Origin of the sequence: Paenibacillus nasutitermitis (assembly GCF_014641075.1) — a bacterium.
Taxonomy (GTDB): domain Bacteria; phylum Bacillota; class Bacilli; order Paenibacillales; family Paenibacillaceae; genus Paenibacillus_Z; species Paenibacillus_Z nasutitermitis.
Genome location: NZ_BMHP01000002.1, coordinates 652,282 through 667,141 on the forward strand (window position 1 = coordinate 652,282; position 14,860 = coordinate 667,141).

The 14,860-nt window shown below is 51.6% G+C and carries 14 protein-coding genes; 4 read left to right on the forward strand and 10 right to left on the reverse strand.

What is annotated here, in order from left to right:
* Positions 1-82: 82 nt before the first annotated feature.
* Positions 83-2,446 carry an RNA polymerase recycling motor HelD gene (helD, locus tag IEY46_RS13020; RefSeq protein WP_188992433.1) on the reverse strand — a complete coding sequence of 788 codons (2,364 nt, stop codon included), beginning with the start codon at positions 2,444-2,446 and terminating at the stop codon, positions 83-85.
* Between the two features lie 328 nt (positions 2,447-2,774).
* Between helD and IEY46_RS13025 the strand changes: the two genes are divergently transcribed.
* Complete coding sequence (locus IEY46_RS13025) at positions 2,775-3,122, forward strand: PadR family transcriptional regulator (RefSeq protein ID WP_188992434.1); 348 nt, start codon at positions 2,775-2,777, stop codon at positions 3,120-3,122.
* A complete protein-coding gene (locus IEY46_RS13030) occupies positions 3,119-3,688 on the forward strand; it encodes a DUF1700 domain-containing protein (protein ID WP_188992435.1) in 570 nt (189 codons plus the stop codon). Before IEY46_RS13025 ends, IEY46_RS13030 begins: the two co-directional genes overlap by 4 nt.
* A gap of 148 nt (positions 3,689-3,836) precedes the next feature.
* On the opposite strand, the gene IEY46_RS13035 is transcribed toward IEY46_RS13030, so the two are convergent.
* From IEY46_RS13035 to IEY46_RS13045, 3 genes are read right to left on the reverse strand one after another with little or no spacing between them, the layout of a single operon-like run.
* Positions 3,837-4,028, reverse strand: coding sequence for a hypothetical protein (locus IEY46_RS13035; protein ID WP_188992436.1), 192 nt, complete (start codon positions 4,026-4,028; stop codon positions 3,837-3,839).
* Positions 4,029-4,086: 58 nt separating this feature from the next.
* Positions 4,087-5,484: a sensor histidine kinase gene (locus IEY46_RS13040; RefSeq protein ID WP_229750277.1), complete on the reverse strand. Its 1,398-nt coding sequence runs from the start codon at positions 5,482-5,484 to the stop codon at positions 4,087-4,089.
* 2 nt (positions 5,485-5,486) lie between these two features.
* Complete coding sequence (locus tag IEY46_RS13045) at positions 5,487-6,155, reverse strand: response regulator transcription factor (RefSeq protein ID WP_188992437.1); 669 nt, start codon at positions 6,153-6,155, stop codon at positions 5,487-5,489.
* Positions 6,156-6,687: 532 nt separating this feature from the next.
* Between IEY46_RS13045 and sigJ the strand changes: the two genes are divergently transcribed.
* Entirely contained in the window at positions 6,688-7,581 is an 894-nt protein-coding gene (gene sigJ / locus IEY46_RS13050) for an RNA polymerase sigma factor SigJ (protein WP_188992438.1), read from the forward strand.
* Positions 7,582-7,668: 87 nt separating this feature from the next.
* On the forward strand, positions 7,669-8,106 hold the full coding sequence (locus IEY46_RS13055; RefSeq protein ID WP_268239512.1) for a carboxymuconolactone decarboxylase family protein: 438 nt from the start codon (positions 7,669-7,671) through the stop codon (positions 8,104-8,106).
* A gap of 99 nt (positions 8,107-8,205) precedes the next feature.
* Here the strand turns inward: IEY46_RS13055 and IEY46_RS13060 are convergent, their stop codons facing one another.
* The 6 genes from IEY46_RS13060 to IEY46_RS13085 all read right to left on the reverse strand — a co-directional run bounded on the left by IEY46_RS13060 (position 8,206) and on the right by IEY46_RS13085 (position 14,831).
* The gene (locus IEY46_RS13060) at positions 8,206-8,565 is read right to left on the reverse strand and encodes a Lin0512 family protein (protein WP_188992439.1); all 360 of its coding nucleotides are present in this window, start codon (positions 8,563-8,565) and stop codon (positions 8,206-8,208) included.
* A gap of 87 nt (positions 8,566-8,652) precedes the next feature.
* A complete protein-coding gene (locus tag IEY46_RS13065; RefSeq protein WP_188992440.1) occupies positions 8,653-9,792 on the reverse strand; it encodes a response regulator in 1,140 nt (379 codons plus the stop codon).
* A 298-nt stretch (positions 9,793-10,090) separates the two neighbouring features.
* Complete coding sequence (locus tag IEY46_RS13070) at positions 10,091-11,218, reverse strand: DUF3900 domain-containing protein (RefSeq protein WP_188992441.1); 1,128 nt, start codon at positions 11,216-11,218, stop codon at positions 10,091-10,093.
* Between the two features lie 211 nt (positions 11,219-11,429).
* Entirely contained in the window at positions 11,430-12,101 is a 672-nt protein-coding gene (locus IEY46_RS13075; RefSeq protein ID WP_229750278.1) for an MgtC/SapB family protein, read from the reverse strand.
* An 82-nt stretch (positions 12,102-12,183) separates the two neighbouring features.
* On the reverse strand, positions 12,184-14,274 hold the full coding sequence (locus IEY46_RS13080) for a HelD family protein (RefSeq protein WP_188992442.1): 2,091 nt from the start codon (positions 14,272-14,274) through the stop codon (positions 12,184-12,186).
* 278 nt (positions 14,275-14,552) lie between these two features.
* Positions 14,553-14,831, reverse strand: a complete 279-nt coding sequence (locus tag IEY46_RS13085; RefSeq protein WP_188992443.1) for a DUF1294 domain-containing protein — start codon at positions 14,829-14,831, stop codon at positions 14,553-14,555.
* Positions 14,832-14,860: the final 29 nt, after the last annotated feature.

Below are 14,860 nucleotides of genomic sequence, written 5' to 3' on the forward strand. Positions count from 1 at the left end.
TTTATTAATAACCATTCGACGATATTCAGAATCCGGAACAGCGCTCTCCACTGCTACGGGGCAGCTATCCAGATTTTTCGTTTCAATCAGAAGAACCATTGACGGCTAAGCTTCCTGCAGGGATAAAAGGACTCCATTTCCCAATGGCATATAAATGCAGCTCATGCATGGCTCTGGTGCATACCGTATAAAACAGCCGCCGTTCGCTTTCCCGGCTGTATTCCACAGACGAACCATTATAGACAATGACAGCGTCAAACTCGACCCCTTTGGCCAAGTAGGATGGAATCACAACGACGCCGGATTGAAATGTGGTGGTTTCCCGCTCGACCAGATGCAAACCCGGCAGCGCCGAAGAAAAGGCTTGAAAAGCATGCAGGCTCTCGGCTGCGGTTTTGCAAATAATAGCCACCGTCTGATGCCCCTCTTCCAGCAACGCTCTGACTCTGCCGGGTATAAGCCGATGCAGCTCGTCTTCCCCGGATACCAATGTCAGCCCGGGAACTTTGCCATCGCGGTTGAAGGGCTGTATCTTCTCTCCGCCTTCAATGCAGCGGCTGGTAAACTCCACAATCTGGCGGGTCGAACGATAGCTGCGGGTTAACAGGATGGTCTCCGTTTCTTCCGGCTGATACAGGTCCGACAATGCTTTGAAACCGCTGGTACCAGCCGCATTATGGGCATTAATCGACTGATTCAGATCGCCGAGCGCCGTTATCCTGCTGTGCGGAAACAGCCGCTTCAGAAAAGCAAATTGAAAAGCCGTATAATCCTGCGCTTCGTCAATCAGCAGATGGCGCACGGAAGTGTTTGTCTGAAAGCCGCGAACCCGTTCAACCAGATACAAATAAGGAGTCGCATCCTCATAGGCCATTTCACCGCGGTCCAGACGCTCGAGCGTCGCTCCGCAAATCTCCTCCCAACGCTGCGGAAGGCTGCAACCGGCTTCAAGGGCAAACTTCCGGGCAAAAGCGGGATCGGCATACAGCTGTCGGTAAGTCGCTTTCAGATTGACAAAAGCAAGCTTCTTCACGCGAGAGCGAAGCGGCTTGAAATTTTTCCGGATCACATAATCGATAAGCAGGTCACGCTCGCGGTCATGATCGTCAAAGGTGGAGCCGGAATATTGTTTATTCCGCCTCAGGCTCTGGAAGGCTCTGACATATGCTTCGTTGTCAAGCAGCTCGATGGCATCCGCGGCCCAATGCTCCTTGCGAGCGTCCTGCTGGCGTTCGCTGAGGCGCTTCAGCAGATGCTCCGCTACCAGGCGCAGCCGGTTTGGAACGGCGATGCCCGCGTCCAGGGAGTAGAAGGATTCCGCGATTGCCTCGGCAGTTGCGACTGCTCCTCCCATGAACACGAGAGAGCGAAAAAGCAGCCCCTGCTCGCCCAGATAAGCCAGATAACGGTCCATGATTGCGACAAATTCGCCTGAAGCCTTGTACTGGATACCCTCCATCCGCGCCTCATAACCCTGTTGATTCAGTCCCGTCAATGCATATTCAAGCTGGGCATAGGGATTTTCCAGCTTGAAGGTCTTCCCGATCCGATAGGACAGGTAGTCCTGGAAGGTGGTCTGCTCCATGTTTTCCTCGCCAAGCTCCGGCAGCACGGTAGAGACATAGCTGTTGAACATCGGGTTAGGAGAAAATAATACGATTTGATCCGCTTTTAGTATCCCCCGGTACCGGTAAAGCAGATAAGCCACTCTTTGCAGCGCCGCAGAGGTTTTGCCGCTTCCCGCCGCACCCTGAACAAGCAGCAGCCGGCTGCGCTCATTGCGGATGATCCGGTTCTGCTCGCCCTGAATAGTGGCCACGATGCTTTTCATCTGGGCATCGGACTGCCTGCCGAGCACCTCTTGAAGCAGCTCGTCCCCGATGGTGACTCCCGTATCGAACAGACTGATAATGATTCCGTCCCGGATGACAAACTGCCTCTTTACTATCAGCTCCCCTTGTATCGTTCCCATCGGGGTCTCCACCTGAGCAGGTCCCGGCGGATAATCATAATAAAGACTGGAGATGGGGGCTCTCCAATCATAGATCAAATAATTTTCATCCTCTTTATCGCGCAGAGAAGCAATGCCCAGATAAACGCAATCAGCCTCCTGTTCGCCATCCTCGACAAAATCGATCCGTCCGAAATATGGCGAATTCCGCAGCTTCCGGAGCGTTTTCAGCTGAACAGATGCCTGTCCATGCGTGCGCTCGCGTTCGGAAAGCAGCTCCGCCTGCTGCTTCATGCTGGCAAAGGTCTCCGCGACTTCCGCCGTATCCTCGAAATTCACCGTTACATCTTCCCAGAAATTTTTGCGTATCTCGACCATTTCGGATTTGGATTCCAATGTTTCCTTCTCCAGCCGTTCTACCCTTGTATCAATAAGCTCGATAATCTCATCGACACGCCGCTGTTCGTCTGACCAATCCTGTCTGATTTCGCTCATCGCCTGATCGTCCTCTCTATCCAAAAGAAGCTGTTGACTTCTGGTTACTAACGTGGTAAAGTCATATTGGATAATTACGAATTCTTATCATCTCTTCAGTCAAGTCCGTCTATAGATATTACCAGACTGCCTTTAGAAGATCAATCACCTAGCTGTTGAAAATATGCGAAACGCTTCTGTAGCGTTTCGTTTTTTTGTTGACTGGCAGGGTTTATGCATTATGGACGGGGCAGATCCGAGGCTGGCCTGGAAATAAGAAATTTTTTCATTCCGGTACCTTGTCGTGCACACTACCTTGTGATAACATGTACGTCAAGGAGTGGTGGCATTGGAAATATCGGAATGGAATTCCCAGGTACGGCGGGGTATTCTGGAGTTTTGTATTTTACTGTTGATCAGTGAAAAACCGCGATACGGCTACGAAATGGTCACGCTGCTCGATAAATGGGAGCCTCTTGCCATTACGGAAGGCACCCTCTACCCCTTGCTGCGGCGGATGCTCAAAGAGAATTATATGGAGTCGTTCTGGAAGGAATCGGAGACCGGACCTCCCCGCAAATATTATAGTCTAACCACTTCCGGGCGGCAGCTGATGGACAGCATGGCCCGTGAATGGCACAAATTTTCTACCGCTATCCATCAAATTCAATTACATCGAGGAGATGAGGAACAATGAGTCCGGAAGGAAAAGCTTATTTGGACCGGTTTTATAGTTTATTGGAAAAGCTCCCCGAAGAAGAGCGGCTGGATGCCGTACGGGAAATCGAGAGTCATATCGCGGAAGGCCTGGCGCACGGCCAGCCGGAGAGAGAGATCCTTGCCCGGCTCGGCGATCCGCGCAAGCTGGCCAGAGCTTACCGAAGTGAATATATCTTGGAGAACAACCAGGGCAGGACTTTTAAAGAGAAACTTGCATTAATCGGTTTTTATTGTACGACAGGCTTGCTTAGTGTTACGGTTGTACCCGTTTTGGCGGTCATAGCCTACGGCTTTGCTTTTTGTGCGGTGCTTATTGTTGCTGCTGGCATCCTTCGCACCTTCGGGGCTACCTGGATAAATATGGGGATCACTCCGGATCATCAAATCCCAACGCAATGGAGCATTCCTGTTGCCGTTATTGTCGGCGGCATTATCGGCGGCATTGCTTTTATCAGCCGTAAATATTTGCGCAAATATCTCGCTTTCCAGTCAGCCAGCTACAGAAAAACACTGCCAGGCAGCGGGAAAACATTTGCGGATTGAATAGAAATCTGCCGATAAGGATGGTTAATAGAATCAAAAAACCCGCTCTGCTTTAATTTCAGCAGAGCGGGGTATTCTATGGTCATTTTTTCATTACATTCCCATACCTATCCTGACGGAACCTGCCTCTACCACCGGTCACCTGGCGCTATACATCATTCTCTGGAATTTCCGGATAAACATCCGGTTTAATTTCCGGAATTTCGGTCGGCGGAAGCTCAGGGATGACATCCGGTTTGATTTCCGGCGGCTGATCCGGCTTAATCTCCGGAATAACCTTTGGTGGAACCTCTGGCGGGCTTTTTGGTTCCTGTTCGTTTACTGCTTGCCCGTTTAACATCATTACCGCCTCCTTTTGCGTCTACGTATTATTAACCCATTTGCATTATTCCTACACGTCATGGAGTGGAATCGCGATCAGGGGATGGAAGCATCACTGTAATCGTCGTCCCGCTGCCGAGCGTACTGGTAACGCCGATCTCCCCCCCATGCATATCGATAATCCGCTTCACGATGGACAAACCCAGGCCGCTGCCGCTGATCTGGCGATTGCGGGACTTGTCCCCTTTAAAGAAACGATCGAATATAAACGGAATATCCGCCTGATCGATGCCTATTCCATTGTCCGAAATCCGGACTTCGGCTCTGCCATCCCTCTTCCCGGCTTCGATTGAGATGGTTCCCCCATTCGGTGTAAATTTAATGCTGTTGCTGAGAAGGTTCATCCATACCTGGGACAGGAGATCCTCATCGGCAGTAATACGGATCTCCCCCAGCTCTATATCCATGAATAGCTCCTTATCCAGCCACTGCGGCTCACACGCCAGAATTATGCTCCGTATTTGCTTATCCAGGCGGTAGGATTTAAGGTCAATGGGATGCTTGTCAGACTCAAGCGTGGTCAGCTTGAGCAGATTATCGCTCAGCTTGGAGAGCCGGCTGCTCTCCGTCTCAATGATTTGGTAAAAGTGCTTGCGCTGTTTCTCATCCAAACCTTCCTCTTGCTGTAGTGCTTGGGCGAAGCCGCGAATCGAGGTCAGCGGAGATTGAATTTCATGTGAGACATTGGAAATGAACGTCTGCCGCATCTGTTCCATCTGATTCAGCTCCACCGCCATGTCGTTGATGCTGGTCACAAGCTCTCTAAACTGACCGGGGATCGGTTCATCCGCTCGAATCACCACGGTAAAATCACCTTTGGCGATCTTGCGGATCGCTTCTATAATTTGCATCCAACCTCTCATATCCCGTCTCCAGGGACGAAAACACAATAACAGCAGAACCAACACGACAAAACTGAGAAGCTGAATCAAAATCCCTTTCCCGTAATGATTATAGATGCCTGGTAATTCGCTCTGGATGAACAATGCCTGCTGTTTGTCCTGAACCGTAATAGGCAGACCGACCATGGCGACGCCCTTTCCGAACAAATGGGTCCGTTTGATATGCTCGATCGTCCCTCCCGACATTACAGCGCTGATGTCATTCTCCTCCGGATTCTCAAGAAACCGTTCCGCTTTCTCTCCGTAGCTCATTGTCGCGCCGGCGCCATCTATTAGAAGTAAACGGTATCCGTTTTGCCTGGCAATTGCTTGCCAAGCCTGTTCATCCGGCTTCTTGCCGGATGCAGCTATCTGTACCATCAGCTGGCCGTCATGCATGAGCGTGGAAAGCGATTCCGGTTCGTTGCTTCTCTCCGAGGCATAAACAACGATGGTATAAGCGATGCTCCAGCAAATGGCGAGCAATAAACTAATAAGAAGGAAACCATCCAACACTTTGATTTTGCTCTTCAAAGCTACACCTCCAGCCGGTAGCCGAGTCCTCGAATCGTCTGAATCCTGAAACGGCATTGCTCCTCGGGAAACCGCTCGCGAATCCGCTTGATATGAACGTCAACTGTACGCTCGTCACCTTCATAATCGTAACCCCAGATTTGTTCAATGAGCAGATCGCGGGAGAACGTCTTGCCCGGGTAACTGGCCAGCTTGAACAGGAGCTCGAATTCCTTGAGCGGTATTGTCATCACAGAGCCATTCATCTTCACTTCCAGATTTATCCGGTTCAGTTGAATCTCACCGATCTGGACGGTCTGTGACGTGGCGATCCGATACCGCTTCAGCAGCGCCTTGACCCTGGCAATCAACTCCAGCGGTTCGAACGGCTTAACCAGATAATCATCCGCTCCAAGCTCAAACCCCTTTATTTTTTGCGACGTTTCCCCTTTGGCAGTCAGCATCAGGACAGGCAAATCGGCTCGTTCCCGCAGCTCGCGGCAGAGCTGCCAGCCATCCATATGGGGCATCATGATATCGATAATGGCCATATCGACTTGCTCCTTCACCGACATGGCAAGCGCCTCGATACCGTCCGCAGCTTCAATCGTTTCAAACCCTTCTCTTCCGAGAAACAGGCACACCAGCTCGCGGATATGCGGGTCATCATCTACAATCAGCAGTTTCGTCATTTCATCCATCTCCGTTCCCGCTCCAGTACAGCGGGAATCAAGACCCGTGCCTGCTGCGCCATAATATATATATTTATCAGTTTTTCCAATGCCGTACGGCTCCCGTTATCCCCATCATGGCGTCAACCGGTCCGATTAGTCAACAAACGCCTGCACATGCCCTTTGCCGCAGGCGCGTCCTCACTATTTGTTAAAGTATAAGATCCCTTTATGAACGGAATATGAACATGGAAATATGTGAAAATAGAAGCAGGTTAAACTCCTTTCACGATTCTCTTCGCTCTTGCGGCTGCCTCACGAAACAACTCTTCCTCATTAAGCCATCCGGAATGCCTGATTTGTCGGCAGAATGGTCGGATTGCCATAATCCAGCTTCTGCATCCGCTCGCCGCTCGGTCACCGGAGCAATTCCTCGCCATCCCTCATTGTCAACAGGGTCCACTGCAAACTCTTGCCACATCGCCGCCGGATATACTAAGATGATAAGCATTCAACCAACGAAAAGGTAATGAACAGGAAAGGAAGCATAAAGATGGATATTCAGCAGCTATATACCACATACAGACCGCTCATGTTCTCAATTGCCTACCGGATGCTGGGTCTGGTTCAGGATGCCGAGGATGTGGTGCAGGATGTATTTGTGACCCTGCAGCAGAATCAGGACATCTCTGCTGCACATCTTAAAGCCTATCTATGCAAAATGGTTGCCAACCGCTGCATCAACGAGCTTAAATCCGCACGCAGAACCAGAGCGCGGTATACAGGACCCTGGCTCCCCGAGCCGCTTGTAGAGCGGGTTGAACATCATCCGGAAAGAGCCATGGAGCTCAGGGATGACCTGGCATATGCTTTTCTCGTTCTCCTTCAAATTCTGGGCCCATCCGAGCGGGCCGTATTCATTCTCCGCGAGACTCTCGATTTTTCTTTTGATGAGATTTCCGGAATCGTAGATAAAACAGCCGTGAATTGCCGTAAGCTTTACAGCCGTGCGAAACAAAAGATCGCCAGTCAACAGTTGGAGGAGGGTCTAAAGCTCCCCTATCAACCGGATCATCCGCATGTTGCCCAAGCCTTCAGCCAGGCTTTCCTTGCTGGAGATTTGAATCATTTGATGACACTCCTCAGCGACGGGGTTGTTTTTGTCAGCGATGGAGGCGGCAAGGTAAAAGCCGCAATCAATCCGATTTATGGGAAAGCGCGTGTTCTTGCGCTGCTTGATTTCTCCATGAAATTCAATTCAGACAGGAAGCTTTCCTTCACCTCGGTGGTTAACAGCCATGAAGGTTTCATCCTATATCGCGAGCAGAAGCTTACTGCGGTATACAGCTTCGCTTATACCGCTGATGGCAAGGCTATTTCCCGTATCTTCAGTGTGATGAATCCTGATAAATTAATCATCAGCGGCGTCAGAGCGGCTTCTTCCTGATGATTATCGCCAGCGATGTCACAAATTCCGCACTTCATTTGTCTTATTCAGTGAACGATCATTCAAGAGACGAGGAGTGAACCGACTTTGAAATTCAACCACAGTACCGTTAACCCCGAAGCTTACCAAACCATGCTCAAATTTCACCAATTCACGGAGGGGACCGCGATTGAACCCAAGCTGCGCGAGCTGATTAAAATCCGCGTATCGCAAATCAACGGATGCGCCTTCTGCATCGATATGCATGCGCGGGATGTGCGCAAGCACGGGGAAAGCGAGCAGAGAATTGTCCTTCTGAACGCCTGGCGCGAAACAACCCTTTACAGTGAAGCGGAGAAAGCGGCATTGGCTCTGGCCGAGTGTGCAACCGTACTGAGCAGCCACGGCGTTCCCGACCAGGTGTACGAACAGGTGCTGGAGCATTTTAGCGAGAAAGAATTCGTGGATCTGTTGATGATCATTAATGATATCAACAGCTGGAACCGGTTCGGGGTTTCCCTACACCTGCAGCCTGAGCCACGGTGATGATTATTTCTAACTCCTGCCGGGACAGCGGGCCAGGATCAGAAAGTTTGTTTATAAAAAAAGCAGCCGGCAGGGACATGAGCCCCTGCCGGCTTGCTGCTAATACCCTACTTCCACTGAAGCGACCACGACATAGATCAGATCGTTTTTGTCATCCTTATCCGGAAGTACAATTCCGCTTGAGGTGATCATCCCGCCATCGATAATTTCGATCGTGACCTGCCCGTAAGGAAGTTCAGCTTTCACCGCTTCTTCATCAAGCAGCTCGCGGTCGCAAGGGACGGCAAGCTTCACATGCACCTTCATGGCGTGCAGATCCTGGCCCGGCAGCACACTGCGAAGACCCGGCATCGAATTATGGTGAATCGCATTCTGGACGGCTCTTACTGCAGCCTTCGTAATGTTCTGCCCATGCAAATCGGTGCCCATGCCAAGTTCGATGAAAAAAACGGTATTCACGATTGCACACCACCTCTGTTTGTTTTCCTTGATTATAACAGATTGCCAAATGCCAATAAAATCTGTTCCAGATGCGATGCCCGGTCGCTATACACCTATCCACTCCACAATATCCGGCCGCGGGGCGCTCCCCACTTCCTCGGCCAATATTTGCACCAGCTTGCCGTATTGGATTCTGGCCGCTTCCGCATCACCGCATTGCCGGTAAAGCTTCATCACTTCAAAATGGATCTCCTCGGCATGCGGAAATTTGTCCAGCAACTGGTTGTACAGATGGATCGCTTCGGATACCCGTTTGGCCTGAGCCAGCAGCTTCGCAACCTCCGAGGCATGCTTAAACCATAAATAACGAAGACGCTGGCGCTCGCTCTCCGCCCATAAATAATCATAATCCGCCAAATAATCGCCGCGGTACAGCTCCGTCAGGTAAAGATGGCGGTCCAGGGTTTCCATCGTGAGAGCCATATTGCCCGTGACCCCTTGCTCCCAAATCTCAACATCGAGCGGAAGCCCGTTCACTTCAAGTTTGTAGCCTTTCTCGTTGCTTTTGAGTTCGAGCGTGACATCCAGCGCCGCAATCGTCTTGCGGATCTGATAAGCTGTCGTATAGAGCTGGGTATAACCCTTCTTATAGTCCACTTCCGGCCATAATAGCTCCAGCAGCATGTCTTTGCGGATCAGCTGCTCCCTGTGCAGCAGCAGGAAAGAAAACAGCTCCTGCGCTTTAAAGGTGCGCCATGGAAGTGATTCCAGCCTGCCGTTATCAAGCTCCAGCGTTTGAAAACAACGCAGCATCGTATGCGGAGGGGAGGCGGCGGGAAGCGGCAATCCTCTGCCCACACCGCTCTCGTTGGACAGCTGGATTTGCCGGATATCCGCCTGAAGCCGCTCGACCGTTCTTCTCAGCCTTCCGGTATTTACCGGCTTCAATAAATAATCCACCGCATTGAGCTCGAACGCCTTTATCGCATAATCATCGTACGCCGTAACGAATACGATCTTGAGTTTAGGCAAACGCATCTGCAGAAGCTCGGCCGCTTCGATCCCGCTCAGAACCGGCATATCGATATCCAGGAAAACCACATCCGGATCAAGACTTTCCGCTTGCCGGACCGCCTCCTGCGCATCTTTCAGCTCGGCAACGATTTCAAAGCCGCCGATTATCTCAAGCTGTCTGCGCAGATCATAGCTTGCCAGCGCTTCATCATCAACCAGCATGGCTCTCATTCTTATTCACCCCGTGTTTAAACCTTATAATAACATCCCTTTTGCTTCGCAGTTGGAAAGGCATAGCCTTAGTCATGATTTCAAGTATAATCCAAATGTTATCGGAATTTAATAAATTATGTAAAATAATCAGCACTAAGAACGAATATTGTTCGATTGTGTAGATCGCTCGAACGGTCGGAGCCGGCAGCCGCCTATGTTGTTTATCGGTAAGTAAAGGCTGCTTTTTCACCCGATCTTAAAAAATAAGGGAAATCCCGCTTGCCGGAATTCCCCTGATAACAATCTGTAATAGGTTCTAATAAGGCAGTCCGTCATCGGCCTGTGGCAGCTGCGCCTGTGGGTATTCATCGCTATTCTGCTCTTTTTTTGGCTGTCCGAGCTGCTCCAGGACTTCCAGCAGATCGGGCGGCTGCAGCAGCTCAACTGGCGAGACGCTGCGGTCAAACTGGAACGCATCGCCTTCAACCAGTGCGATATAACGGCCCTTGTACGTCGCAAAATGAATCGAGCGGCCGAATTCTGCGAGCGGCCCCTTGACCGATACGCCATCCAGTTTGAACGCAACACTCAGGTTTGGCTGCTGCTCCACCAGCTGCTCCGCCGCGGCCGATACCTGTTCATGCGTCCAGCTTTCCTGAAGCTCCCGCTTCTCGCTCGCCGCCCAGATCTCGAAGCGCTGGGCTTCCTGCTCGCGTTCCTCGCCCTCTTGTCCCTGCCACTTCTCGTCCATATATTCATGGACCATCGTAATCATCTGCTCGCTCATCAGCTCCGGCATTGCTTTCTCATAACTGACAAACCGCAGAAAATCCTCAAAATACCGGGCATGCGAAGCCTGGTGAATTTTCAGCTCCCAAAGCTCCAGCATTCCCTCTTCCGGCATAAACGGATATTGAATCGATTTCATATTCCGTGCGCTGATCGCCATTTCAACATGCGAAATGAGGCTCTTCTCGTCGGAAATCCGCGCGATCTTCGGTTCAAAATCGCATTTCAGTATAAACAGCAGCGGCTCGTCCGTATGCCGGTTCGGGGTCGCTTTTACAACAATCAGAGCTCCTCCGCGAACAGCAGCGGCATCCATATAAAGACGGATAAGCTCGTCGGCATAGCTGTGAAATTCCTGATTGGTGCCTGCATCGCGAAGTCGTTGAAACAGATTATAGTTTGGATTGCTGTCCAGTTCGTAACCGGGTTCGGCAATAAACCGCCCGATTTTGGTCGGCGCATTCTCTGTGACGGGATGGCGTTCGGCCTTGCGTTTGCAGATCCGCTGAAATTCGCCGTCCAGGAAAGCTTTCAGCTCGCTGTCCGCATACCCTTCCTGATCCAATGTCTGAAAATGCTGGAAGGTTTTCGCCGCATTGTCGGCACCGTCCCCCTGAATAACAAAAAACGAAAGATGATGCACAATAAAGTCCATGTATGTTGTTGCCCCTTTGCTGTTTGCTGCTCATATTGACACCAATCACTCGGCAAGCTGCCTTTCGGATGGACCGGAAAACTGCCAGCTTAAGCGTGGCACATTAGCATAGCATACGATCTTTACCGGGTTCCAGTCCAGTTTTTTTCCTGCTGGCATTGCAAACAACCGGCACCGCTCAGCCGTGACTTCCTGTACGAAACCATCCTGATTAATGATAATCTACCGCATATATGGCGGGAATTTGCTGGATGATCTGAAGCAGCTTGTTGATTTGAAAATCAGGCGGCAGGATCACATGGAGTTCAATCTCCATCTCAGCCGCTTCGTTTTTCTTCTCCACATGAAAACTGCCGATCCGGATGCCCTGCTTCTCGATTTCCAGCAAAATCTGATCCAGCATGCCTGGCTCATTGCCGGCGCGGATCATAAGCTGCTCGGTTCTGGGGGTTCTTAGCCAGTTCAGCTTCAGGTGCAAAAGTTTCTGCCCGATAAAAATCATCAGGGTGACACCGACACCCACCAGATAAAGCCCTGCGCCGATGGTAAGCCCAATCCCCGAAGTCGCCCAGACTCCGGCAGCCGTTGTCAGTCCTTTGACAGTCTGCTTCTGCATGAAAATCATGCCGGCACCCAGAAATCCGATGCCGCTTACGACTTGAGCCGCGATTCGCGCCGGATCCAGTGAAAGATTACTCCAGGATAACTGATCCTGAAAGCCGTATTTGGAGACGATCATCATCAGGGACGCGCCAACGGCCACGATAAAATGGGTACGGATACCGGCTTCCTTCATCCGGCTTTTCCGCTCGTAGCCGATAATCACCCCACATGCTCCCGCTACAAGGACACGGAGCAGGTAATCCCATTCCATTCCCATCATCTTCCATTCCTCCTATCATCCAGAACAACATTTTCCGCCGGCAATGGTATGGCCATCAAAAGGTTTCAATGAAGGGATTCAATCAGTTGCACAGTTCTGCATTCAGCAAATTCGTAAGCGGGCCGCAGCTGAGCAGCTTCAGCTTATGCAGAGCGCGCGTACAGGCCACATAAAGCAGCTTTCCGTCATTATCGCCGAAGCTTGCCGCATCGGCATCGGCGATCAGCACCGCATCAAATTCCAGTCCTTTCGCCAAATAAGCCGGCACGATGGTCAACCCCCCGCCATAGGCTTCCTGCTTGCTTTGAATAAGAGACGCTTCCACCCCTTCTTCGGCAAACCGCGCGGCAAGCACAGAACAGGCTATGGCCGTTCTGGCCAGCACGGCGATAGTTCGGTAACTGCCCTGGGACTGCCAATCCAGAACCGTCCGAACGGCTTCCGCAAGTCGTTCCTCCTCCTGATCAAACACCGAGATCTCAACTTCTTCTCCACTGCGGAACACCGGAACAGCCGGCTTCACACCATCTCCCATGCTGCCGAGAACCCGGTTGGCAAATTCGATAATTTCCATCGTCGACCGGTAACTGCGGTCCAGTTCGTAATAGTCCTGCTCCTGTGCGTCAAATACCTCTGTCAGCTCGGTCCAGTTGACGATCCCCGCATAACGGTGAATTCCCTGCTGCAAATCGCCTAGAATGGTCATGGATGAATGGAGCTGGCACAAGCGCAGGCCTTCAAGCTGAAACGGCGAATAATCCTGCGCTTCATCGATGACAACATGGTCATAGACCGGCTGGTCCAGCCCGTAGAGCCTCAGTTGGATATAAACGAGAGGTGCCAGATCTTCCGGCTCCGCAAGATTCTTCTTGAGCGCTTTCACCGTTGCCGCCCGTGACTTCGCTGGGATCAGCTCCGCCGCGTCCGCTCCGCTTAGCATTTCGCTGTATAGCTGAGATGCGGTGAAGGAAGGTATTTTTTTGCAGTAGGCGTTCAGTCTGGCATTGGCTTTGCTCTTTAATGGGCGGTCATTGATGCGGCGAGCCTTCCACTCCGATTCCAGCCATCGCTTGATCCGGTTGACAAGTCGTTCCCGGCGTTTCATGAATGGTTCATAACTGTCCTCGATGAGCAGCCAATCCTGAATCGCCGAAGGCTGAAGCGTCATACCCGGTATGGGCTCAAACGGCTGCTCCGGCAACAGCGTGGATTCCAGCTCCTGCAGCCTGCGGTCGACCGCCTCCTTGAACGCTGTACTCCCTTTGATCCGTCCTGATGCCTGCTCCATCTCCTCTCTCGTGCGCGGCTGCTCGAACCAATACGCCATGCTGTCGGAGGAGTCATCCAGCCGCACTGACCGCTGCAGCCGTTCAATCGCCCATTCATTATAGGTCGTCTGCAGGATATCGCCGACCCCAAGCTCCGGGAGAACCCCGGAGATATAATCCAGGAACATCCGGTTGGGCGCGAAGATCACCATCCGCTCGGCCCGGATACGGTCCGCATAACGATACAGCAAATAAGCAAGCCGGTGAAGGGCTACGGTCGTTTTCCCGCTGCCTGCCACTCCTTGGATAAAGACGGTTTTATTTTTTTCCGTGCGGATAATCCGGTCCTGCTCCTGCTGGATGGTCGATACAATATCCCTCAGCCGATTGTCCTTGTTCTCGCCCAGACGGTACAGGAGGAACTCGTCGGTAACCGATTCATCTTTCTCTCCCCGGATGTAGCTGTCCACCACCCGCTCCAGCACGCCGCCGCGCACCATCAGGTTGCGTTTGAGATGAATGGTTCCTTCGATTTCGCCCTCGGGCGATTCATAAGTAATTGGCGCTTCCCCGCCGCTGAATGCATAGAAAAGGCTCGCTACAGGAGCCCGCCAATCCACAACAAGCAGCTCCTTGCTCGATTCATGCGCGACACCGGCCTTGCCGATGTATAACGGTTTGGGCTGCGGCGTGGCCAGCTCCTGAAAATCAATACGGCCAAAATAAGGCTCGCGCTCGGCGACCTCCAGCCGCTGCTGCCGCTGCTCGCGCTGTAATTGCAGCATTTGTTCCGTGAAATCATCGCCCGTATAACGGGGGCCGATCGCAAGCAGCTGACGGCGGATTTGCCCAAGCACATCCTCGATCCGCGCTGCTTCGTCTTGAAAGGCACTTTGAACAGACATGTCAGTTACCCTCCTGAAAGTTGATAATGATGAGCCGCATTGCCCTTGCAGCATCTATTTAAGGACCATCCTGTACAAACTGCAAGGGCAAAGAAAGCCGCATTTGCATGCGGCTTGTTCGTGTGTTCATATAGGTTTTAAGACCGTGTCATACAGATATGGCACAGCAAGCATAGGGTTGTTACACGAAATAGAAATATAGCATATGTAGCGTAAACAGTCAATGGATGCTTGTAAAAACATGCTTCAGGCTATCCACTTCTTGCAGAGCCACGAACTTAGGCAAGATAACGGTATGCAGCAATCAGAACAACAGCATGAATGAGGACCATTACCGGAAAGCCCGCTGCAAAAGCAGCATGTTTGGTTTTGTGGCGGAACATCCGCATGGCGATCCAGCCCCCAAGTGCCCCGCCAAGTGCGCCAACGCCCAGCAGCCGCCGCTCGGGAATGCGGTGTCTGCGGCCGCTTGCGCTCCCGGAACGGGTTTTGTCGATCCGCATCAGAATAAGCAGCGTTACATTCATAACCAGTAAATAAACAATCAGCAGTTTCATTCTTCGATCCTCCGAACTTATCAAGGCTG